Genomic DNA, 22,126 nt, shown 5'->3' on the forward strand with positions numbered 1-22,126 from the left:
ATGGATCGATCTTTACCTAGCTTGAATGCATCCCTGGCTATCTTGCTCTTCATGATCGTGGGTATGTCCACAGGTGTTTTCCTCCTGAGCATCCCCATCCATATCACCCTGCTCCTGGTCACCTCTTTTGCGATTTTGGTCCTGATGCTCGGTGGTGCCAAATGGGAGGCCATCATGTCGTCCATCGAAGAAGCCGGAAAGCTGGCCCTCCCTCCGCTCCTGATCCTTTACATCATCGGTACCCTGATCGGAACGTGGATCGCCAGCGGTACCGTGCCCCTGATCATCTACTGGGGCTTGAAGCTGATCAACCCTTCTATGTTCTTGGTCACCTCAACGATCATCGCAGCCATTGTGGCCCTGGCCACCGGTAGCTCTTGGTCCACCGCCGGTACGGTGGGTGTGGCGCTCATGGGCGTCGGCGCTGGTCTCAGTGTGGACCCTGCCATGACGGCAGGTGCCATCATCTCCGGTGCCTACCTGGGCGACAAAATGTCACCCCTCTCCGATACCACGAACCTCGCACCAGCCGTGGCAGAGGGTGATCTCTTCGACCACATCAAATCCATGATGTACACCACGGTACCCGGATTTGCTATCACCCTGGTGATCTTTGGTGCCCTGGGGATGAACTACGGTGGTACGGTCAACACCGCTTCCATCGATGCCATCCTCCAGGTGATCGAGCAGAACTTCAACCTCAGTATACTCACGCTCATCCCACCGGCCATCATCTTAACGGCCGCTATCAAAAAGGTCCCTTCCCTGATCACGCTGGTGAGCGCCACTCTGGCCGCGGCGGTCTTGGCCATCTTCCTTCAGGGAGAATCCGTCACATCCATCGCCGGCATCTTGAATAGCGGTTACGCCTCTGCCAGCGGTATCGATGAAATCGACACCCTCCTGAGCCGCGGGGGGCTCCAGAGCATGAACTGGACGGCCAGCCTCGCCATGCTCGGCATCACGCTGGGCTCTGTACTGGAGAAGAACGGCGTCCTGGAAGTGCTCCTCGGTCAAGTGGTCCGCCTCACCAAATCCATCGGTGGACTCGTCACCTCCGTCGTGCTCAGTGCCATCGGCCTCAATATGATCACGGCCAGCCAGTACACGAGCCTCGTGATCACGGGCCGCATGTTCGTCGGGGAGTACAAGAAACGCGATCTCCTACCCCAGACCCTTTCGAGGACTCTCGAGGACTCGGCCACGCTGACCTCGCCCCTTGTACCGTGGAACACCTGCGGCGTCTTCATGGCGGGTACCCTGGGCGTCAGTACCCTGGCCTACGCGCCCTATGCCATCCTTTGTTGGGTGGTCCCGATCATCTCGATCGTTTACGGACACCTGAACAAGTTCCAGTGGAAGACCGGCGAGATCGAGAGTGCGAAAGTCTACGCTGTCACCGCAGAGAGTTAAGACAAGATCAAACGGCCCCGGATCCTAGTTTTCTAGGATCCGGGGCCGTTCTCTTACCGCTAAAAAGGCACTTTCGTCGTTGCCTCGCTGATACTGCTTTTATTGTTTTGGGTCCGTTTACAGACCCGCTTCTTCCTTCAGGAGAGCAGCCTTGTCCGTGCGCTCCCAAGGCAGATCGATGTCCGTTCTACCGAAGTGACCGTAGGCGGCCGTCTGACGGTAGATTGGGGCGCGGAGGCCCAGCGTATCGATGATCGCAGCGGGGCGCAGGTCGAAGTGCTTGCGCACGAGCGTCTCGATCAGGTCTTCGTCCACCTTGTTGGTGCCGAAGGTTTCCACCAGGATGGAAACGGGCTCTGCCTTACCGATGGCGTAGGCCAGCTCCAGTTCGCACTTGTCGGCCAGCCCAGCGGCCACGACGTTCTTCGCCACGTAGCGGGCTGCGTAAGCAGCCGAACGGTCTACCTTCGTCGGATCTTTCCCGCTGAAGGCTCCGCCGCCGTGACGCGAGTATCCACCGTAGGTATCCACGATGATCTTGCGGCCCGTCAGGCCAGCATCACCCTGGGGGCCTCCGATGACGAATCGGCCCGTGGGGTTGATGTAGTACTTGGTCTCCGCATCCAGTAGGTCCTCAGGAACAATGGCCTTCACCACGTGCTCGATCAAGTCGGCCTCGATCGTAGCAAGGGCTACGTCCTCGCGGTGCTGGGTGCTGATGACCACCGCGTCCACGCGGTAGGGCTTGTCGTCGCGGTACTCTACCGTCACCTGGGTCTTGCCATCGGGGCGCAGGTAATCCAAGATACCTTCCTTGCGTACATCGGCCAGACGCTTGGCCATCTTGTGGGCCAGGCTGATGGGCAAGGGCATAAGCTCTTCCGTCTCGTTACAGGCGAAGCCGAACATCAGACCCTGGTCACCGGCACCGATGAGCTCGTACTTGTCCTGTACACCGCTGCGGTGCTCTAGGGACTCGTTGACGCCCATGGCGATGTCCGCAGACTGTTCGTCGATGGCCGTGAGCACGGCACAGGTTTCACTGTCGAATCCATATTTTGCACGGGTGTAACCGATCTCGCGAACGGTCTGTCTCACGACCTTGGGGATGTCTACATAGCAGTCGGTCGTGATTTCGCCGGCGATGAGCACGAGTCCAGTGGTCACACTCGTCTCACAGGCCACGCGGGCCTCGGGGTCTTGCATGAAGATGGCGTCCAGAATCGCATCGGAAATCTGGTCGCACATCTTGTCTGGGTGTCCCTCGGTTACTGATTCCGAGGTAAAAAGTCTTTTTTTCACAGTCGATACACCTCCAAAAGGGTTAGCTGAATAGGAAAAACTCCCGTTCTGGCATAAGCGCGCGAGAAGAGAGTCGGTTCTTTCGTCTCCTTATCTTCCAGGCATCCAGAGCGCCTGTAGGACTTAGCACCTTACCCTCTTTCAGGCAGGTTGCCGGACTTCGCGGGGCCTAATCCCTCCGTCTCTCGCAATAAGGTTATGTTGTTTTGCAGTTTGTACTATACCACAGGAAAATACCGTTAGCAAGAATTTTTCTTAGGAATACTAGATTTTTTTGTCCGCGTGACCACGTCTTCCCCAAAAGCCCTTAGCGGGGGAGACAGATCGTCACCGTTGTTCCCTGGTTTTGGTCGCTCGTCACATCGATCTGCCCGCCCATCTCTTTTTCCACCAGGTGGCGGGTCACGTGGAGGCCCAGGCCCATTCGGTGCGTCCCTTCCTTCGTGGTGTAAAAGGGATCGAAGACCCTGGCTAGGTCCCCTTGGGGGATACCCACCCCATCGTCTCGAATCCGGACCGCCAGGTCCTCATCCTCTCTCACCTCGATGGTCAGGGTCCCGCCTTCCTCTTTTTTTCCGATGGCCTCCAGTCCATTCTCGATCACTTGGAACAGGATCCGGTTCATCGGCACCTCCCTACAGGTGAAGGGAGTCACCTCATCCATGTCCACCTTTACCATCACTTGATCACCGATCAGGGGCGACAGCAGGGACAAGACCCGGTCTAGGGCTTCCCCGAGGTTGTAAGGGGTATTCCCTTCTTCCCTTTCTCCTTCCGTGTAGGAGGTGAAGGACCGGATCACCCCTTCCACATAGCCGAGAGCGCGGTCGATCTCAGACAGGAGGGACTGCGCCTTTCTTTCTCCAACCCTGTCTTTCTCCTCTTGCAGGGTCTCCAGCCTATCGCGTAAGACCTGCAGTGGAATCGCCAGCTCGTGGGACAAGCCCGCCGCGAGATCGCCGACTTCCTCCAGTCCCTCCTGGTCCCGAAGGGCCGTCTGGGTCCTCTCCAGTTCCGAAAGCACATCCGCTAGGTGCCGGTTCTTTAGGATCAGGGTCTCCTCGATTTTTTTCTGCAGGGCGATATCCGTTTTGTAGGCCACGTAGACCGTCTCATCGGCGAGATCGAGCGGCAAAATCCGAGCACGCTCCCAAAAAAGCGATCCGTCCCTGCGCTTGTTGTGGAACTCACCGAGCCAGGGACGGCCCGCCTTGATCTCCTGCCACATCTCTTGGTAAAAGGCGTCGGACTGCTCGCCCGAACGCAGGATGTTGGGATTTTCGCCGATGACCTCCACCAGCTGGTAGCCCGTCATCTTTTCAAAATGGTAATTCACATATCGGATGTGCCCGCGTTCATCGGTGACCAGAATGCTGTTCTCACCGTAATCCGCGATTTTCTTGAAGAGCTCCCGCTCCTTCTCCACCAGGGCCAGGGACAACTGATCGGCCAGGAGCTCGGCGAGCAGGGCGTACTTGTCCTTCATCTCGTGTAGCACCAGTTCCACGCGACCCCGACCGCCCCTCACCATCTCGTTGATCCGGTGGTGTTCCGTCTCCTTCTGGTAGGCCCGATCGATGGCGACTCCCAGTTCCGGGCAGGTCACGGCGATGTGAATCAAATCCTGGTCTTTGTAGGCCTCGATGATTCTCTTGATCTTTTCTTCCATGGCTAGGCCCGCCCTCCTTTTTGCTTTACACGGCGCGTGATGAAATCGATGAGCGTTGCGTCCGTCTGGTGCTTCAGGAGGAAATGATCGGCCCCCATGACCTTGGCGACGCTCTCGTGGGTGGGATCATCCTCTCCGGCGTAGACGACCAGCTCCGCCTGGGGCAGGGCCACCTTCATTTCGATCAGCATCTCGTAGACGGCTTTACCCGTCATCTCGTGATCGAGGACGCAGAGATCAAAGGACTCCTCCAGGTAATTGAGCGCCGAGTTCCCGCTATCCACCGCGACGCACTGCGTCACCGCCGGTGCGATTTGTTCCTGCAGCCGCTCCCGGCGCTCCGTCTCCCTCTCTATGATCAGTACTCTCATGCTCTAGGCTCCTCTCCCGGGAGAAAAATCTCCCTTACTCCTCCCGCACTTCGCCCTCCCAGTTGGGCTGGGCGCTGGCTCCAGACAGTAGCAACACGAACAGCGAAGTTTCGCCCTCGTTGTTCTCTATGCGGTAGATCCGCACCCAGAGGGAGGTGTCGGGACCTCCCCCCAGGATCGGTCGGGCTTCTCCCCGCCATCGCCCATCTGTCTCCAGACACGCGAGCGCTTCCTCCCTTTCTCCCTCGGCCACAAGCATCTTGAAATCCATCTGTTCCTTGAGACCCACACCCCAGACATTCCGCTGGAAGGGTCGGTTGGACCACTGGATGATGCCCTCGCTATCGGCGATGGCAAAACCCTCGTCCGTACGCGTGAAGCATCGTTCGAGCAGCTGCCGCTCCGAGTCCTCGGCCTCGTCGCTCCGGTCGCGATAGATCACGTGGGTACCCACCAGTTCCTCACCCCAACGCACGGGCGTCAGGATCATGTGGCACAGGTGATCGTTCCCTAGATGGTCTCTTCGGATCACGTCCCGTTCGAGTGTCTCGCCGAAGGCCAGGAGGTCGCGGTAACGCCGCGCCTCCTCACGGTGCTCCGTGGGGATCACCAGCTCCATGATCGAACGCCCCACCACCTCTCCTGCTTCATAGTGGAAAAAGCGGTGGAAAGCTTGATTGGCCACGAGTACCCGTTCATCGGTGGTGACCACACACTGGGCCTCGTGTCCTTTGAAGAAGATCTGCTCAAAGAGAGAGGCTTCTATCGTTAGATTTGACTTCTGCTGCTCCTCCCGCGGTCGCACCAGGGAGTACAGCGCCTTCTTTCCCATGTAATCGATGGGACCACTGATCACACGGACCTCACGTGAGGTCCCGTCCGCCAGACGGTGGTAAAATTCGAAATGCCGCCGCTTCTGCGATGCGGCCTTCTGCATCTCGGCGCGCACCTCCGCCCGCGAGAGGGTATTGATCGTTGCGATCGAACGGTCTGTGAGCTCTTCCTCGGTGTAACCGTAGAAGGCACAGGCCCCCTCACTGGCGTACAGGATCTGACCATCCTCCGGATCGATGATCAGGATAATGGCCTCCTGATCGCCGTAAAACTCCCCGTAAAAATCCGACGTGCTCTCGGCCCGTTGGATCCAGTCCGATAGGTCCACCACGATCAACGCAAATAGACTCTCTTCATCGAGCCCCACGGGGAACACGATCACCTCCGACTCAAAGGGACTTCCATCCGTCTTCTGGTGCTTCCAATCGAAGCGGTATCCACTACCGTTTTCAGCGGGGTTCGCTTGCATACGCTTCATATAATCAGGATAGGGCGCACCCGGGGGGGTCACCGAATCGATCGATCGGCCCACCACTTGCGCTAGGTCGTCATAGCCGAAAAGATCCAAAAACGCTGCGTTGGCATAAAGAAATTTTCCACCTGAGAAAAAGGCCATGGCGTCATCAAAAGCATCGGTCTTTGCGAATAATCTTTTCACTGCTTGATCCCCCATTCTCACATACTCATCTACGTCTCTTTATTTACCCCCGCACAAAAAAAATAACCGCAGGATTCCTGCGGTTGAAGGGGTGGGATGGATGAAGACGCCATCCCAGATATGCTATGATACCCTGTCATTGGGGGGGAAGGGTAGCCTATCGGTCATTTCGGGGGAAACTTTCATCCGACGGCCAGGGCCATTCTAACATAGGTCGCCCCCCGAAATACTTCCTTTCTTCCGAACGGTCGAAAACTCATTCCGAAATGACATTTTTTTTATTTAAGCCCCAAAAGCTCCTTGAAGGCCTTCACCTGTGAACGGGATACGGGTACCTTCTCCTCTTCTCCACGCAATTTCACCAGGTAGGTATTGTTGAACCAAGGCTCCACTGCTTCGATAAAGGTGAGGTTCAAGAGGAAGCCCCGGTGCGACCGGAAAAAAAGCTTATGAGGCAACTTCTTCTCCAGGTGGTTGAGGGGATAGGCATAGGTAAAAAGGCCCTTGCGCGAATGGATCGTGGTGTGCTTGTCCACGATGCTCACGTAGGTGATCTCTTCCACGGGGAGCGGATAGTAGGTGCCCTCCTTCTCCAGGTAGAGACGGTCCATATCGTATTTCTGGTCCTCGCGCACCTGATCGACCAGGAGGCGGGTCCGCCGTAGGTAATCCGATGGTTCCTCGAGTCCGATCCGCTGGAGCGCCCGTACCAGACGGTCGCTGGAGATGGGTTTCATCAGGTAGTCGATGGCGTTGAGTTCAAAGGCCTGGATCGCATAATCATCGTAAGCCGTCGTGAAGATCACACGCGGGGGTTGTTCCCAGAAAAGGAATTTTTCCGCCACACGGATGCCACTCAAGGCGCGCATCTTGATGTCCAAGAAGACCAGATCCGGAGACAGCTCCCCGGCCATCTCGATGGCGGCGAAGCCGTCATCGGCCTCGCCCACGATCTCCACGCCATCGAGATCCTGCAGTAAAAATTTTAGTTCCTCTCGTGCCGGCATTTCGTCGTCAACAATCAAACATCGGATCATGTGGCCATCCCCTTTCGCGGTACGTAGAAGGAGACGGTGCTACCGAACCCCTCCCGGCTTTCGATGATGAGTCCGTTCTGTTCTCCGTATTTATTCATCAGTCGCTGGTGTACGTTGTGCAGGCCGATGGCGTTGACCTTCTGGGGACCGTCCATCAGACGCCTTCGGATCGCCTCGGCATCAAAACCCACGCCATCGTCGATGACCTGGACCCACAGCGCATCGCCCTCTTCTCGGGCCACGATGGACACGCGACCGGGCCCCTCCTTCTCCAGGATCCCGTGTTTGATGGCGTTCTCCACCAAGGGCTGGATGATCAGCGGGGGGACGATGCACTTGATCTGGTCATCGAGATCGTAGATCACCTGCAGCTTGTCGCCAAAACGTGCCATCTCGATCTCCACGTAGTTCCGGACGTTCTCGATCTCCTCGAAGAACTCCACATCCTCGTGGATGTCGAGCAGGTTGTTGCGAAAATACTCCGCCAGGTGGATCAAAAGCTCCCGCGCCCGATCCGGTCGCATGCGGACGAAGGATACGATGGTGTTGATGGCGTTGAAGAGAAAGTGGGGGTTGATCTGGGACTGCAGGGCACGCAGCTCTGCCCGGTTCAGCAGCTTCTCCTGTTCATCGAGGCGGGCCAGCTGCAGCTGTGTGGAAAAGAGCGAGGACAGACCTAGGGCCAGCTCCACATCGATCTTAGAGATGGCGTTCTCGTGGTCCTTGTAAAGCTTCAAGGCGCCGACGATCCGCTCGTCGTCCTTCAGCGGAACGACCACGGCGCTCTTGAGCCGACATTTCACATGGTGACAGGCGATATCGTCCCGTATTTGGGCCACCTGGTGGTCGCCGGTCTCCAGGGCCCGCTGGACGGCCTTCTCCAAGATCAGATCGCCCACGCGGTGGTGGTCTGAACCGGAGCCCAGATGGGTGAGGGTCACCACGGTATCCGTCAGGCTCACGGCCTTGAAGTCCGTCTTCTTATAAATGATCTCGGCCGTTTTCTCCGCCGTTTCCGGGGAAAGTCCCTTCTTCAGGTGGCTGAGTGTGTTGTTGGCGATCTCCAGCGTCCGCTGGGCCTGGAAGGCCGCGATGGTCTCCTGGTCGCGGTAGATCGTCTCCACCATGGCCATGAAAATACTGATGCCGATGGCATTGGTGAGCACCATGGGAAAGGTGATCAGACGCACCAGGGCCCAGGCCTGGGACAGGGGATGGGACAAAAGGAGCACCAGGGCCATGTGGATGAGCTCCGAGATGACGCCCATGTTGAAGCCGAAGACCCACTTGGATTCAGCGTGGTAAAACTGACGGCTCAGGTAGCCGGCCACCACACCCTCTAAAAATGTAGACAGGGCACAGGCCACCGTGGTAAAGCCATCGACATCATAAAACACCCGGTGTATCCCGGCGATGGCACCCGCCAGAACGCCCACCACGGGACCGCCCAAGAGGCCGCCGACGGCCGGTCCGATGACCCGGGCGTTCAAGACGGCTCCCTCCACCGGGATCCCCGCGTAGGTACCGATGATCCCGATAACCCCGAAGACGATTCCCGTGAGGATCCGATCGAGAAAACCCACTCGTTCCGACGTGATCCACGTGCGAAAGAGCTTGATCTTAGTGATGATGACCGACAGGATGATGATGATCCCGATGCGATTGACCAGGCTGACGAATAGGCTCGTGACCATAACTCCAATCTCCTTTCGAAAAATCTCTCTCCTTATTGTACACCACTACAAAATGGCTGACAATCTACAGGACAAAGAGAAAACGCCCTGCGTCCGCAAAAACGGCACGAAGGGCGTGATGAATCTCATTAGGTTAGCTTTTCCTTGACCATGAGGTCGAGAATCTCCGAGAGTTCCTGAAGGGGGAAATCGTAACATCCCTCGAGAGCCTCAAGGGTCTTATCCTTCGTCAGGTGGAGGCGACTGCTGAGGTCTTCAAGATCGAGGGCCTCGCGCCGCTGGTACTCTTGAATCAGTAGGGATACCTGCATGAGCACCTCATCGGCGCCGTGGTGTCCGTTCAAAGGCTTCCCCTCCTCCCATTCCTTTCTTCTAGTATACATCCCTTGCATAGTCTGCGCTATGTCTAAGATTGACGAAAATTGTCGAAATCTTTCGACCGTTGGCACGTCGGTCCTCTAACGGTTGTCACCCCTGTCTGCATTTGGTATAATGCACAGGATAAGAATTGTTTTTTTACAAACGCGACCACAAGGAGTGCCCGCTATGCTCATGAACTTTCTCGAATCCTTTACCACGCCCTGGCAGACGCTCCTGATGTCGATGCTCCCGATCATCGAACTGAGGGGAGCCATTCCCTACGGCATCGCCATGGGCCTGCCGCCGCTCGAGGCCGCCGGTCTCGCGATCCTAGGCTCCATGCTGCCCGTCCCCTTCCTGCTGCTCTTCCTCGATCCGGTCTTCTTCTACCTGAGGAACCAACCCTTCTTCCGACACCAGATCGACCGGTACACCCACCGGACGCTCAAGAAGATCGAACGGACAAAAACCTTCGGCACGGTGGCCCTGGTCTTCTTCGTGGGGATCCCGCTACCAGGCACCGGCGTATGGACCGGTTCCTTCGCCGCCAGCCTCATGGACATCGATTTCAAACGCGCGCTGCTCGCGATTTTCCTCGGCGATCTTCTCGCCGCTCTGGTCGTCACCAGCATGAGCGCCACAGCCCTCTCCTTCTTCTAAGGGAGGGCTTTTTTCGTGTCAAAGATTTAATCCACGCGTAATCAAGCTGTCACCTGTCGTCCTCATCCGGTGGATATAATAGGGGTGAGGTGATAGAAATGAAAAAAAGAACGGGCATCTCCCTTCTTCTGCTCTTACTCGTCAGCATACATACAGTCTTTGCCGCCTACACCCCCCTCTACAAGACACAGACGACCACGGTGATCGGACCCGGGGTCGCCCACCAAGAAATCCGCGTCCTCACGCCCGAGGGCTGGGTCATCGCCAATGTCCTAGAGGTCGATGTGGAGAGCGACACCCACGAGCTCAAGGTCCTCTACGATGAGGAGGCAGGCCTGATGAAGGGCAGCACCCTTTCGGAGATGGCCGACAACTCGGACCACGTGATCGGCGCCATCAACGGCGACTTTTTCGACGGCACGGCCAAAACGCCACTGGGTCAAATGATCTCCGATGGGGATCTCATCATGAGCGGGATCAACGAAGACCGTTTCAACAGCTTTAGCACCAGCACCTACGGCTACGCCTACTTTGCCTACTTTGGCTCCCCCCGCATGGTGGTCCAGGGCGATCGGTACAGCATCCCCGTGGACTTCTATAACAAGCCCTACTTCGGATGGCCCCGGGCCGTCCTCATCGACAACCAGTTCGCCAGCGCTTCACCGGGTAAGGGCGGACAGTTCAATCGCCTGGAGATTGTGATGGAGAAGGGGATCGTCACAGACAAGATCTGGAACGGTGCCCCCCAACCCCTCGGCGAGGACACCCAGATCCTCGTGCTCATCGGCGACGTGGCCAAGACCTACGAGCGCTCTCTTTCTATCGGTGAAAAGGTCGAGGTTGAGATCTACAACAAGAACTTTGAGAATCTGCTCGAATCCATCGGTACCGGGGCCATGCTCGTGGAAAACGGCAAGCCCATCGCCGAGGTGGACCAGACGCACAACATCGCGGGTCGTCACCCGCGGACTGCCGTCGGTCTTTCCGCCGATAAACGCACGGCCTACCTTGTGACCGTTGACGGTCGACGCACCTACAACAGAGGGTTGACCCAAGGCGAGCTGGCCAATCTGCTCGTTTCCATCGGGGCCCACGAGGCCGCCAATCTGGACGGCGGGGGTTCCACCGAGATGGTGGTCCGCCACTACGAAGACACGCACCGGATCGTGAACAACCCCAGCGACGGTTCCGAACGCCGGATTTACAACGGACTAGGTGTCGCGCTGAAAAGCGCCCCAACGGAAGTGGCCGATGTACGGGCGGTTTTCGACAAGGACGCTCTTTTGAGAAACGACCGAATCCCCTATCGACTGACCGCCTTCGATGCCTACGGACAGCCGATGGGCCTGAAGGAGACCGTTTCCATCGCTCTCGAGGGCCTGAACGGCCAGTTGGTCGACGGCACCTTCCGCCCCACCGAGGTCGGTGAGGGGACGTTGCGGATCAGCCACGGTGACCAGACCTTCAAGCAAACCGTCGGCGTGGAGGAGGCCGTTCGCCTCGATGCCTATATCACCCCCTATGGCGAGGTGATCCCGAGAGCCTTCACTACCGAGGGCCACAGGGTCCTGCTCGACGCGCAAACCGTCACCACCACGAATCTGAAAACCGGCGAAGCCACACACGTGGTCCTCCCCGATGACTACCACGTGAAACTTGCCTTTGACGGACTCAGCTATGAGAGAAAATCCATGGCCCGTGAGGAGGTCACCCTCCTGCACGACTTCGAGACCCAGCTGGGGACCTTCGTTTCCTACCCCACCGACGTGACCGGTTATTACCAGGTCCACCAGACCGCCAACATGACTTCCCGCGCCGGCGCCTTGGTCTACAACCTGGACAGCAAGGCGGATACCCGCGCGGCCTACGTGGACTTCGGCACGGCTCTGAAGGTGAACAACCCGGCCAAGAGCCTTTCGCTAGATGTCCGCGGCGATTACGTCAACGGACACTGGCTCCGCGCCAAGATCGTGGATGCCTCGGGGACGGAGCACACGGTGGATCTGGCCAAGACCGTGGACTGGACGGGTCTGCGCACCCTGACCACCGACGTCAGCCACATCCAGGCCCCCTTCACGGTGAAGCGTCTCTATCTCGTGGAGACGGATCCCAACCGACGGGATGCCGGTGGGATCTTCTTCGATGATCTGCGCGTGACACAGATGATCTCGGAGGAAGACGTCCGTTCCGTGGACAGATCGGACCCCGAGCGGGACCTGATCAGCCCAAAATTTGGCATTGACAAAAATGGTAATAATTTGTACAATGAGGTCATCCAAAACATTCCAACAGCATCCAAACCGACCTTCGGTACCGTGGCGGGATCCAACAACACCACGGTCAACGAACAGGCGCTCTGGAAGTCCCTTTCCGCGCCCACATCCCCACATGCCTTCGTGCTCTGGAACCGATTCACAGGGTTCCGGGATACAGCAGAAGAGCAGCTGCTCGCTTCGGGGCTGAAAGGAATCGAGTCGTTTACCATTCTGCGCCTCGATCGACCCACGAACAAGATCACCTGGCAAAATGGCCTGCGCTACATCGACGTGGCGAAAGATCAGATCCTGCTGATCGATGGCGATTCGGGAAAGGTGTCATTTTCAAGGAAGTGATCGGATGTCCTATACAGAGATCCTTGCCAAGCAAATTAGCGAGGAACGAAAAGAACTAGACAATCGACTGGTGGCCGCGGGCTTTTGCTTCAACGAACCCTCGGTGCTCCGCCAATCGAAAAAGCTCGACCGCCTCATCAACCTCTACCAGTTGATGCAGGCCATCGATAGTCCATCCTGACCAAGTTGCGGTCCTCCCCAGGGGAGAGGCCGCTTTTTTCGTGCAAAAAAAGAAGACCCCCGGAACCGGGGGCCGCCTATTAAGAGAGCAGGGCGATGAAAATCGGAATGGTCCCCACGCTGAGCAGGGTGGTCATGAAAACCAGCTTCGATGCCAAGGACGCGTCCCCGTCGAAGCGACGGGCGAAGAGGGCGCTGCTGGCGGCCACCGGCATCGCGGTGATGATCACCGGGATCCCGATCAGATAGTCCGTCAGGCCAATGGTCCGTAGCACCAGGTACACAAGGAAGGGGCCGACCAGCAACCGGAAGCCGCTGATCACGTAATCGCGATAGTTGTTGAAAAGCGCGGATACCTTGAGTTCCGACAGCATGAAACCGATGAACATCATGGAGAGCGGCGTGGTCGTGCGGCCGATCAGATGCATGGTGTTGTAAACGGGTTCCGGAAGCTCGATCTGAAAGAGAAAGAGACCGAAACCGACCAAGATGGCCACGAGACCTGGATTGAGAATCGCCTTCACGCGCGAGAGGGCCGTCGCCCGCTCGCGCTTTTTGTGCCGTACGTAGAGGTGGACACCGTAGGTCCAGATCAGTACGTTGAAGGACAGATTGTATAGCGCCGCGTAGAAGACACCCGTCTGTCCGTAGACCACATCTAGAACGGGATACCCCATGAATCCCACGTTGGAAAAGCAGAGGGCCCACTGGTAGACGTTCCTGGCGTCCTTCTTGGGTCGGATCACCTTGACCACCAGATAACTGAGCAGGATGATCCCCGTGTAGACGCCCGCGGATATGTAGATCAGATTGATGCTGTCGAGCAGCACTTCTTTTGAGAATTCAAATTGCATATTGGTGATCAGAAAGAAGGGTAGCGTGACATTCATGATCAGATTTGATAGCTCCGTGTCCATCGACTCGTGGACGATTTTCAGTTTCCTGACGAGATACCCCGTGAAAATGAGAAAAAATAGGACGAGCACTTGGTTCATCACAGCCATAAGAATCCCTCCGTTCCACGATATCTTATCACATCCCCCCCATAAAAAAAAGTGGCTCTTTCGAGCCACGAATTTTCCTTAGAAGTTGTCGAGGGCCTTCTCCATGGCCTCGCGCATAGTCTCCAGGCGCTCCTCTGCGGCCTTTGCCGTCTCGTCCACGCTGGAGAAATAGAACTTGATCTTGGGTTCTGTCCCGGAAGGACGGATGGCGATCCAGCTGCCTCCCTCTAGGTAGAACTTCAGCACATCGGCAGCGGGCAGACCCGTCCGGTCGCTATCCTTGTAATCGATGGCCTCCACTACCTCGAACTGGTCAAGTCCTTTTTCCCTGAAGTGGGCCATGATTTCCTTCATCGTTTCCATGCCGCTCTTACCGGCCAGTTTCTTGGCCAGCAGGCCCTCCCTGTGGTAGCCGTGTTCTTTCTGGAGGGCATCCAGACGATCGAGAAGGTTCTGTCCCTGCTTGTGGTAATAGGCGGCCATTTCCACCACGAGGAGCGAGGCGCTCACGGCATCCTTATCTCGCACCTCCGTGCCCACGAGGTATCCGTAGGACTCTTCGTAGCCCATGATAAAGGTATCCTCGGTAGACTCGAACTTGCGGATCTTCTCCCCGATGAATTTGAACCCTGTCAGCGTCGCCAGGTGATGCACCCCGTGGGCCGCACAGAGCTTCTTCGCCAGGTCGCTGGTCACGATCGTGGTGATCACCACGGGGTTCTTTGGCAGCGCCCCCATCTGCGTCAGTACGTAATCCGTCAGGAGTGCACCGGTCTCGTTTCCGTTGAGGGGATGATAAGCCCCCTCTTGGTCACGGACCACCACACCCACGCGGTCACAGTCGGGATCCGTCGCGATCAGGACATCGGCCCCCTCTCGCTCTGCATAGACGCGTCCGAGGTCGAAGGCAGCCAGCTCCTCGGGGTTGGGGTTCTTACAGGTGGTGAAGTCGCTGTCCGGCACCATCTGCTCCTCTACGGGCACGAGGTGGGTGAAGCCCAGTCGCTTGAGGGTTTCCGTCACGGCCATGCCGCCGGTTCCGTGAAGCGGTGAGTAGACCACCTTCATCTCCGTCTCCTTCAATAGATCCGGATGGAAGCTCTTCTCCATGACCATGTTGATGTAGGCGTCATCCGCTTCTTGTCCCAAGATCTCCAGGAGACCCTTCTGTTTCGCTTCTTCCGCGGTGAGCCGCTGGACCTCGTCAAAGGAAGCGACGCCCTCCACGAAACGCACCAGCCGCTCGGCCTTGTCCGGCACCAGCTGGCACCCGTCATCTCCGTAGACCTTGTATCCGTTGTACTCGGGAGGGTTGTGGCTCGCCGTGATGATCACACCGGCGGAAGCCCCCAGCCGCCGGAGCGTGAAGGAAAGCTCCGGTGTGGTGCGCAGGTCCTCGAAAAGATAGGCCTTGATTCCATTGGCCGCCATCACCAGCGCCGTTTCCAGGGCGAACGCGGGCGATTTTCTCCGGGAGTCATAGGCGATGGCCACGCTGTAAGGACCTTCACCCTCGGCCTTTATGTAGTTAGCAAAGCCCTGGGTGGCCCTTCTCACGATGTATTGGTTCATCCGATTGCGACCGGCTCCGATCACACCGCGCATCCCCGCGGTGCCGAAAGCCAGGTCCGTGTAAAAACGGTCTTCAATCTCCTTCTCGTTGCCCTCGAGGTCCTTCAGTTCCTTTCGGAAGGCCTCGTCAAAATACGGGTTGTCCCGCCACTTTTCATAAATCTCTCGGTATCCCATGTGCTATCACTCTCCTTTTTCCCATTATACCCCAAGGAAGGGAGCGTCCTCATCTTTTCCGCACGATTTTGAAGACCCTGTACAGAATTTCTTCCTTCACGGTCTGAAAATAGAGGGGATTGTTCTTCAATCGCTCCGGTAGTTTCTTGGCAAAAGACTCGCGGATCGCCACATCCTCGCGGTCGAAGCTTGCCTCCACTGTCTCAAGGAAGTCCGCCGTGGTATAGATCTTGAACCGTTCCACCTCCAGCTTTTCGGCAAAATGCTCGTAGACCGCCAGCATCACCTCGGTGTAGTCAGAGCGCTCGTCACAGCCGAGGAGCTCGCGAAGCATGGGAAAAACCGCTTCGAAGATAAAGGGATAGCGGGTGCGGGGATCGGCTCCCATGAGCGCCCGTAGCTCCTCAAGATCCTTTTCCCCCACTTTCTCGAGGTGGTGCAGGAGCGTGGCATCATCCACATCGCGCTCGACATAGTAGCGGTTGCCCCGTAAGGTCTGCATCCTTCTGTAGGTATCGTGGTAACCCAGGGCAATATTGTAACGCGCTTTTTCTTCGGAAATCTGGAGCATCCCACCGAGGTCCTCCTTGGGGGCGATCTCGATCACGGGACGGTCCACATCCTTCACCTTCTGGACGATTCCCTTGGAGTTCAGGCGGATGACGATCACTTCCTCCACATCCGTCTCCAGCATCAGGCAGACGGGGACATTGTCGTAGAAGCCCCCGTCGATGAAGAGGCCCGTCTCCTTCTTCTCCATTTTGAAAACGGGCAGATTGGCCGAGGCCAGGATGTAGTCCACCAGCTCTCCCTCCGGGATATCCTCGAGAAAAATCTCGAGTGGCTTTCGCTCCGTGAGCGAGACGGTGACGAGCCCGAAGCGCAGGTCCTTCTCGCGAAGCTTCGCCTCGTCCACGTACTCCCTGAGGAGCGTTTTGAGCGGGGAAATATCCAGGCCGCCATCGGTAAAGATTCCCCGGATGAAGCGGTGGATCTTTTTCATGTCCGCTCCACCGAAATCGAAGTGCATGAGCCGATCCAGGGTCTTATCGTCCCCCTTGATGATGCGCGAGGGCTTAGCGTTATACCACAGGTCGTAGAGAAAATCGAAATCTCCCATGGCGTAAAGGGCACCGTTGATCGCACCCACGCTACTGCCCGTAATGGCATCGAACTCGCCGTACCCCATTTCTCTCAGGGCTTTTAGCGCTCCAATCTGGTAGGATCCCCGGGCGCCGCCGCCCTCGAGTACAAGTCCCCTTTTCATCCCTATGACCTCCTAATCGGTCAGTGCGAACATCAGTATACCCTTGGCCGCCACCTCACCATCCACGCTGGCGATGGCCTCGCCTTTTCCGATACCGCGTCGCATCTTGGTAATGGTCACCTGGAGATCGAGTCGATCGCCGGGCACCACCTGTCGTTTGAACCTCACCTCATCTATACCCGCGAAGACCGCCAGCTTACCAGCGTTCTCCTCTAGGCTCATGAGGGCCACGGCACCCACCTGGGCCAAGGCCTCCACCATCAGAACGCCGGGCATCAGCGGTCGGTTGGGGAAATGACCCTGGAAGAAGGGTTCGTTTACGCTCACGTTCTTGTAACCGCGGGCCATCACGCCCGGTTCCACCTCTAGGATCCGGTCCACGAGCAGGAAGGGGTACCGGTGGGGGATCAGGGCTTGAATCGCTTGTTGATCGAGCATTGTCACACGTCCTTTCAATAGTTAGTACCTGGTTCTTATTATAGGTCACAGCTTCCCGGGTTACAACTGAAAAAAGGACAGCGCGTGGCTACCCTTTGAGATCAAAACCTGTGTTGTTCTTTTCTTCTTCCGACCGCAAGTAGCGGATGATCATGTCGGCGATCCCAATGCCCTTGGCGCCGCCGATCTTGTCGGCCAGCTCCTCGTCGAGCATCTCCTCGAAGACGGTGCGGGCGTGGCTCTTCTCGATGAAGCCCTCCGTGGTCCCGCTCGACCGCATGGTCTTCATCAGCTGGCGCACGAAAAGGGACTCGAAATCCGAGGCCACTTTTTCCAGCGCCTTGTCGTCCCCCGAAGCCGCTGCCGCCCGGAGTTTCTCCTCGAACCCCCGGATTTCCTTTTCTTCCGTCTCGCCTTTCGCGGTGGTCTGCACTTGGCTGAGCAGTGCGTTAGCGTCAATTTTCAATCAAATCACCTACCGCTTCACGGAGTTGGCCACTTCGAGCATACGGTCTACCGTCTGGATGGTCTTGGAGTTGAACTCGTAGGACCGCTGGGCAGTGATCATGTTGACCATCTCCTCGACGACCTGCACGTTGCTGGACTCCAAAAACCCCTGCCACACTTCGCCGCGTCGTTCGTCATCGAACATGGCTGGACCGCTGGCCGGTGTTTCGCTGAAAAGATTCTCCCCTTCGGCCGTGAGACCCGCCGGGTTCACGAAGGTCGCCAGCTCCAGGGTGTCGATTTCTTCGTACTCCACGCCGTCGCCGCGCTTGACCTTGACCACGCCGGCCTTGTCCACCACCAGTTCCGTCACATCTGCGCCGATGTTGATGTCGCCGCCCTGACCCTGGAGATAGTAGCCGTCGGTGGTGACGAGCCGCGCCTCGTCGCCGATCACACTGAGTTTAAAACTCCCGTCTTTGGTGTAACGGGTGTTGCCGAGCTCGTTGTTCACCACGAAGAATCCCTCTCCCTCGATGGCGAAATCCAGGTCGTTCTCCGTGGGCTGGAAACTTCCCACGGTAAAGTCCCTGACCGTTCCGGCCGTCATGACGCCATGGCCGATCTCGAGGGCAACGGGTCGTCCCTCTCCCTCGGAAAAATTACGCTGGTCGACCTTCTCGTACAGAATATCCTTGAACTCCAATCGCTGGGCCTTGAAACCCGTGGTGTTGACATTGGCCAGGTTATTGGAAATGGTATCGATTTTCGTCTGTAGCGCCCGCATACCCGAGGCTGCTGAATACATGGCTTTCATCTCGTGCACCTACCCTCTCTTCTTTTATCGTACGGCTCCGACTTCGTTCACGGCCTTGCCCAGCATCTCATCGATGGTGGCGATGACCTTCTGGTCGGATTCGTAATTGCGGCTCATCTCGATCATCTTGACCATCTCGGTGATGGCGTCTACGTTCGGTCGTTCGATAAATCCTTGCAGGACCTCCCCCTCAAAAGCTCCCCTTTCGCCCGTTATGGGCTCGAGCGTTGTGAAGAGGGTGCCCCCCACCTTGGCCAGGTCACCTGGATTGGAAAAGCTGACGAGCGCCAAGCGGTCCACGATCTCGCCGTTCTGGAGGATCTCGCCGAAGCGGTTCACGGCGAAGTCGCCTTGGGCCAGTTCGATGGGACCGTCAAAACCCATGACGCGGTGACCGTCCAAGGTCACCAGCTCGCCGAACTGGTTGCGGCTGAAGACACCGTTCCGGGTAAAGTACTCACCCTCCGGGGTCTCTATGGTAAAGAACCCATCGCCCCGTAGCGCCAGGTCGAAGGGACCGTCGGTCCGCTCCAGTTGCCCCTGGGAAAAATCGGTGACCTTCCGTTGGTGCCAGACGCCGGCGTTCATGGTGCCGATGGTCGTGACCCCCGGGTGGTAGACCAGTCGGTCCACTTCGGCGCCGTCTACTTGCACGGCACCGTTGTCGGCGATGGCCAGTTCGCCGTCGCCCACGAAGATCTCACCGTCACGACCGAGCACCCGGTGGCCGAGCCGCTCGTTGATCGTCCGGTTGGAGTTCTGATAGTAGGTGCTGAGGTATCCCTCGTCGTCCACGTGGAAGGCCAGCTCCTTGTTATGGCTCGTACCCTCGGGTGTGGCCACGCGGAAGTAGCCATCCGCCGTCTTGACCCGGTAGCGGTCATTGGCTTCTGTCACCTCGATGGTATCGTTACCCCTTTCGAGGGTCAGGCGCGATCCGTTCTGCCGCTGGATCAGCACGTCGTTGAAGGACTCCACCGAGATGTCATCCTTTTTGTAGCCCGCCGTGTCGATGTTCGCAAGGTTATCCGAGATGGCATCCATGCGCTTTTGGGCGGTGAGCATATTGGTTCCGGCTATGTATAATCCCCTGACCATGTCAGCGTCATCCTTTCTATTTTGTTCTCTGTGCACAATATCGGCCGAATGCGGGATGAACTTGAGCCCTGGAGGCAAGAAAAATAGCGGGATCTCAAGGAGTTCCCGCCATTCGTTACCGTCGTTTGTATTGTTTTTGCGTCATCATGCTCTTCTCGAGCACATCGATATGCTCCAGACTCATGCCCGTGCCCTTGGCCACGCAGCTCACCGCGTCCTCGGCGATGTAGGTGGGGATGCCCGTCCGCTTCTCGAGCAGCTTGTTCAGACCGTGGAGCAGTGCGCCCCCGCCTGTCATGACGATACCCCGTGAGGAGATATCGCTCGATAGCTCCGGCGGCGTCTTCTCGAGCACCGCGTGCACCGCATCGCTGATGGCGTTCACCGGTTCCTGGAGTGCCTCTAGCATCTCCTCGCTGTTCACGGAGATGGTCTTCGGCAGACCCGTGATCAGGTCGCGACCGCGGCACTCCATCTTGATGGACTTGGCGCGAGGCGAGGCGGTACCGACGTTGATCTTGAGCTCCTCGGCGGTGCGTTCACCGATGAGGAGGTTGTGGTTCTTCTTCATGAACTTCATGATGGAATCGTCAAACATATCCCCCGCCACCTTGATGGAGTTGGAGACCACGATACCCCCGAGGCTGATAACGGCAATATCCGTTGTGCCGCCCCCGATATCGATGACCATGTTCCCATCGGGCTTCGTGATGTCGAGCCCTGCGCCCACGGCCGCCGCGATCGGCTCCTCGATGAGGAAGACGCGCCCGCCACCGGCTTCGGTGGTGGCGTCGATAACCGCCCGCTTCTCCACCTCCGTGACCCCGCTGGGTACACAGATGATGATCTTGGGTTTAAAAAAGCGGCGTTTACCGCAGGTGCGGTTGATAAAATAACGCAGCATGCGCTCTGTGACATCATAGTCACTGATGACCCCATCTTTCAGGGGACGGATGGCCACAATATTCCCGGGGGTTCGACCGAGCATACGACGCGCCTCGGCACCCACGGCCAGCACGCGATCGGTGTTACGGTCGATGGCGACCACCGATGGTTCCTGCAGGACGATTCCCTTGCCTTTGATATACACGAGGACACTTGCGGTCCCCAGATCGATACCGATCTCCGTTCCTAAACCAAACATGCCAACACCTCTATTCGTAGATTCGCTCGATCTCCGCACCGACGGCACGAAGTTTTTCTTCAAAATTGTCGTAACCGCGATCGATGTGGAAGATATTATCGATCAGCGTTTCACCGTCGGCACTGAGGCCGGCGATCATCAGTGCGGCGCCCGCCCTGAGGTCCGTGGCCTTGACGCGTGCGCCCTCGAGTTTCTTGACCCCTCGGATCACGGCGCTGTGGCCCTCGATCTTGATGTTGGCACCCATTCGGTTGAGCTCCGTCACGTGCATGAAGCGGTTTTCAAAGACCGTCTCCATGATCACGCTGGTTCCCTCCACCGTGGCCAGCATGGCCATGAACTGGGCCTGCATATCCGTGGGGAAGCCGGGGTAGGGAAGGGTCGTGATATCCGCCGCCGTCAGGGTCTGGGGACCGATCACGCGGATCTCATCGTCTCCTTCGATGATCTCGGCGCCCACTTCACGGAGCTTGGCGATCATCGGTTTGAGGTGGCTGAGGACCACGTTCTCAATGGTCAGGTCTCCCCGCGTTGCACAGGCCGCCACCATGTAGGTGCCCGCCTCGATCCTGTCGGGGATAATGCTATGCTTGGTACCCTTCAGACGCGGCACTCCCTTGATCCGGATGGTATCCGAACCGGCGCCCTTGATGTTGGCGCCCATTTTATTGAGGAAGTTGGCCAGATCCACGATCTCCGGTTCCTGGGCCGCGTTCTCGATAATCGAATCACCGGTGGCCAGTGTGGCCGCCATCATGATATTCTCCGTGGCACCCACACTGGGAAAGTCCAGGTAGACCGATCCACCTTTCAAGCGTCCGTCCACCACGGCCTCGATACTCCCGTGGTCCATATGGATGTCGGCGCCGAGCGCCTTGAATCCCTTCAGGTGCAAATCGATGGGTCGGGCGCCGATGGCACAACCACCGGGCATGGAAATCTTGGCCCGCCCTTGTCTGGCGAGCAAAGGTCCCATGACAAAGAAAGACGCCCGCATCTTTTGGATCAGGTCGTAGGGGGGTTCGGTTGTGGTGATCACTTGCGTCTGGATCTTCAACAGGTGTTTTTCACTCGTGTCCAGGGTCCCGCCGAGGGAACGGAGCACATCACCGAGGACTTCCACGTCCTTCAGTGCCGGGATACCCTCGAGATCGCTCACCTCATCGGTGAGCAGCGTGGCTGCCATGATGGGGAGAACGGCGTTTTTCGCGCCACTGATCCGAATGGTCCCCTTCAGGGGTCCGTTGCCTTTTACTCTTATTAATGCCAAGGGATTGGCCTCCATTTCTATTTGAAAAAACAATTCTATCTTCTTCAGGTCACACTCTACCCCATTATAACCGAAAAGTCCAAAAATACAAAATGAATCCGC

At 57.5% G+C, this 22,126-nt stretch carries 20 protein-coding genes and 1 riboswitch; of the genes, 4 read left to right on the top strand and 16 right to left on the bottom strand.

The window, feature by feature from the left end; translation table 11 throughout:
* Window positions 1-1,413 (top strand): Na+/H+ antiporter NhaC, encoded by a 1,413-nt coding sequence (nhaC, locus tag ACULM0_RS07435; RefSeq protein WP_463679791.1) that lies wholly within the window; start codon window positions 1-3, stop codon window positions 1,411-1,413.
* Window positions 1,414-1,530: 117 nt separating this feature from the next.
* On the opposite strand, the gene metK is transcribed toward nhaC, so the two are convergent.
* The 7 genes from metK to ACULM0_RS07470 form a co-directional block, all read right to left on the bottom strand.
* Entirely contained in the window at window positions 1,531-2,715 is a 1,185-nt protein-coding gene (metK, locus tag ACULM0_RS07440) for a methionine adenosyltransferase (RefSeq protein ID WP_463679792.1), read from the bottom strand.
* An 87-nt stretch (window positions 2,716-2,802) separates the two neighbouring features.
* Window positions 2,803-2,912: riboswitch (SAM riboswitch) on the bottom strand.
* Window positions 2,913-3,022: 110 nt separating this feature from the next.
* Window positions 3,023-4,384 carry a two-component system sensor histidine kinase NtrB gene (locus ACULM0_RS07445; RefSeq protein ID WP_463679793.1) on the bottom strand — a complete coding sequence of 454 codons (1,362 nt, stop codon included), beginning with the start codon at window positions 4,382-4,384 and terminating at the stop codon, window positions 3,023-3,025.
* A gap of 2 nt (window positions 4,385-4,386) precedes the next feature.
* A complete protein-coding gene (locus tag ACULM0_RS07450; RefSeq protein WP_463679794.1) occupies window positions 4,387-4,755 on the bottom strand; it encodes a response regulator in 369 nt (122 codons plus the stop codon).
* A gap of 34 nt (window positions 4,756-4,789) precedes the next feature.
* Window positions 4,790-6,247, bottom strand: coding sequence for a PAS domain-containing protein (locus ACULM0_RS07455; protein ID WP_463679795.1), 1,458 nt, complete (start codon window positions 6,245-6,247; stop codon window positions 4,790-4,792).
* Window positions 6,248-6,525: 278 nt separating this feature from the next.
* On the bottom strand, window positions 6,526-7,284 hold the full coding sequence (locus ACULM0_RS07460; protein WP_463679796.1) for a LytR/AlgR family response regulator transcription factor: 759 nt from the start codon (window positions 7,282-7,284) through the stop codon (window positions 6,526-6,528).
* A complete protein-coding gene (locus tag ACULM0_RS07465) occupies window positions 7,281-8,978 on the bottom strand; it encodes a LytS/YhcK type 5TM receptor domain-containing protein (protein WP_463679797.1) in 1,698 nt (565 codons plus the stop codon). The genes ACULM0_RS07460 and ACULM0_RS07465 overlap by 4 nt, the downstream gene beginning before the upstream one ends.
* Window positions 8,979-9,106: 128 nt before the next feature.
* The gene (locus ACULM0_RS07470; RefSeq protein WP_463679798.1) at window positions 9,107-9,322 is read right to left on the bottom strand and encodes a hypothetical protein; all 216 of its coding nucleotides are present in this window, start codon (window positions 9,320-9,322) and stop codon (window positions 9,107-9,109) included.
* 202 nt (window positions 9,323-9,524) lie between these two features.
* On the opposite strand from ACULM0_RS07470, the gene ACULM0_RS07475 reads away from it, so the two are divergent.
* The 3 genes from ACULM0_RS07475 (at window position 9,525) to ACULM0_RS07485 (ending at window position 12,791) form a co-directional block, all read left to right on the top strand.
* On the top strand, window positions 9,525-9,998 hold the full coding sequence (locus ACULM0_RS07475; protein WP_463679799.1) for a COG2426 family protein: 474 nt from the start codon (window positions 9,525-9,527) through the stop codon (window positions 9,996-9,998).
* A 98-nt stretch (window positions 9,999-10,096) separates the two neighbouring features.
* Entirely contained in the window at window positions 10,097-12,610 is a 2,514-nt protein-coding gene (locus ACULM0_RS07480) for a phosphodiester glycosidase family protein (RefSeq protein ID WP_463679800.1), read from the top strand.
* A 4-nt stretch (window positions 12,611-12,614) separates the two neighbouring features.
* Window positions 12,615-12,791: a Spo0E family sporulation regulatory protein-aspartic acid phosphatase gene (locus ACULM0_RS07485; RefSeq protein ID WP_463679801.1), complete on the top strand. Its 177-nt coding sequence runs from the start codon at window positions 12,615-12,617 to the stop codon at window positions 12,789-12,791.
* Window positions 12,792-12,870: 79 nt separating this feature from the next.
* Here ACULM0_RS07485 and ACULM0_RS07490 read toward each other — a convergent pair whose 3' ends face one another.
* The 9 genes from ACULM0_RS07490 to murA form a co-directional block, all read right to left on the bottom strand.
* Window positions 12,871-13,794 (bottom strand): AEC family transporter, encoded by a 924-nt coding sequence (locus tag ACULM0_RS07490; protein WP_463679802.1) that lies wholly within the window; start codon window positions 13,792-13,794, stop codon window positions 12,871-12,873.
* Window positions 13,795-13,872: 78 nt separating this feature from the next.
* Window positions 13,873-15,543, bottom strand: a complete 1,671-nt coding sequence (locus ACULM0_RS07495) for a phospho-sugar mutase (protein ID WP_463679803.1) — start codon at window positions 15,541-15,543, stop codon at window positions 13,873-13,875.
* 49 nt (window positions 15,544-15,592) lie between these two features.
* A complete protein-coding gene (locus tag ACULM0_RS07500) occupies window positions 15,593-16,810 on the bottom strand; it encodes a patatin-like phospholipase family protein (RefSeq protein WP_463679804.1) in 1,218 nt (405 codons plus the stop codon).
* 12 nt (window positions 16,811-16,822) lie between these two features.
* Entirely contained in the window at window positions 16,823-17,248 is a 426-nt protein-coding gene (fabZ, locus tag ACULM0_RS07505; protein ID WP_463679805.1) for a 3-hydroxyacyl-ACP dehydratase FabZ, read from the bottom strand.
* Window positions 17,249-17,336: 88 nt separating this feature from the next.
* On the bottom strand, window positions 17,337-17,714 hold the full coding sequence (locus tag ACULM0_RS07510) for a rod-binding protein (protein WP_463679806.1): 378 nt from the start codon (window positions 17,712-17,714) through the stop codon (window positions 17,337-17,339).
* Window positions 17,715-17,723: 9 nt separating this feature from the next.
* Window positions 17,724-18,512: a flagellar basal-body rod protein FlgG gene (gene flgG / locus ACULM0_RS07515; RefSeq protein ID WP_463679807.1), complete on the bottom strand. Its 789-nt coding sequence runs from the start codon at window positions 18,510-18,512 to the stop codon at window positions 17,724-17,726.
* Window positions 18,513-18,536: 24 nt separating this feature from the next.
* Window positions 18,537-19,610, bottom strand: coding sequence for a flagellar hook-basal body complex protein (locus tag ACULM0_RS07520; protein WP_463679808.1), 1,074 nt, complete (start codon window positions 19,608-19,610; stop codon window positions 18,537-18,539).
* A gap of 115 nt (window positions 19,611-19,725) precedes the next feature.
* Window positions 19,726-20,754: a rod shape-determining protein MreB gene (gene mreB / locus ACULM0_RS07525; protein ID WP_463679809.1), complete on the bottom strand. Its 1,029-nt coding sequence runs from the start codon at window positions 20,752-20,754 to the stop codon at window positions 19,726-19,728.
* A 10-nt stretch (window positions 20,755-20,764) separates the two neighbouring features.
* Entirely contained in the window at window positions 20,765-22,024 is a 1,260-nt protein-coding gene (murA, locus tag ACULM0_RS07530; protein WP_463679810.1) for a UDP-N-acetylglucosamine 1-carboxyvinyltransferase, read from the bottom strand.
* Window positions 22,025-22,126: the final 102 nt, after the last annotated feature.

This window comes from Halotolerantifilum yawarlongkerapense, assembly GCF_054506745.1.

Bases quoted from the DNA above. Each gene is read 5' to 3' on its own strand.
- mreB (WP_463679809.1), bottom strand. From the start codon at position 20,754: ATGTTTGGTTTAGGAACGGAGATCGGTATCGATCTGGGGACCGCAAGT.
- ACULM0_RS07520 (WP_463679808.1), bottom strand. From the start codon at position 19,610: ATGGTCAGGGGATTATACATAGCCGGAACCAATATGCTCACCGCCCAA.
- ACULM0_RS07495 (WP_463679803.1), bottom strand. From the start codon at position 15,543: ATGGGATACCGAGAGATTTATGAAAAGTGGCGGGACAACCCGTATTTT.
- ACULM0_RS07465 (WP_463679797.1), bottom strand. From the start codon at position 8,978: ATGGTCACGAGCCTATTCGTCAGCCTGGTCAATCGCATCGGGATCATC.
- flgG (WP_463679807.1), bottom strand. From the start codon at position 18,512: ATGAAAGCCATGTATTCAGCAGCCTCGGGTATGCGGGCGCTACAGACG.
- fabZ (WP_463679805.1), bottom strand. From the start codon at position 17,248: ATGCTCGATCAACAAGCGATTCAAGCCCTGATCCCCCACCGGTACCCC.
- ACULM0_RS07500 (WP_463679804.1), bottom strand. From the start codon at position 16,810: ATGAAAAGGGGACTTGTACTCGAGGGCGGCGGCGCCCGGGGATCCTAC.
- ACULM0_RS07480 (WP_463679800.1), top strand. From the start codon at position 10,097: ATGAAAAAAAGAACGGGCATCTCCCTTCTTCTGCTCTTACTCGTCAGC.
- ACULM0_RS07450 (WP_463679794.1), bottom strand. From the start codon at position 4,755: ATGAGAGTACTGATCATAGAGAGGGAGACGGAGCGCCGGGAGCGGCTG.
- ACULM0_RS07475 (WP_463679799.1), top strand. From the start codon at position 9,525: ATGCTCATGAACTTTCTCGAATCCTTTACCACGCCCTGGCAGACGCTC.
- ACULM0_RS07445 (WP_463679793.1), bottom strand. From the start codon at position 4,384: ATGGAAGAAAAGATCAAGAGAATCATCGAGGCCTACAAAGACCAGGAT.
- ACULM0_RS07460 (WP_463679796.1), bottom strand. From the start codon at position 7,284: ATGATCCGATGTTTGATTGTTGACGACGAAATGCCGGCACGAGAGGAA.
- nhaC (WP_463679791.1), top strand. From the start codon at position 1: ATGGATCGATCTTTACCTAGCTTGAATGCATCCCTGGCTATCTTGCTC.
- ACULM0_RS07490 (WP_463679802.1), bottom strand. From the start codon at position 13,794: ATGGCTGTGATGAACCAAGTGCTCGTCCTATTTTTTCTCATTTTCACG.
- ACULM0_RS07485 (WP_463679801.1), top strand. From the start codon at position 12,615: ATGTCCTATACAGAGATCCTTGCCAAGCAAATTAGCGAGGAACGAAAA.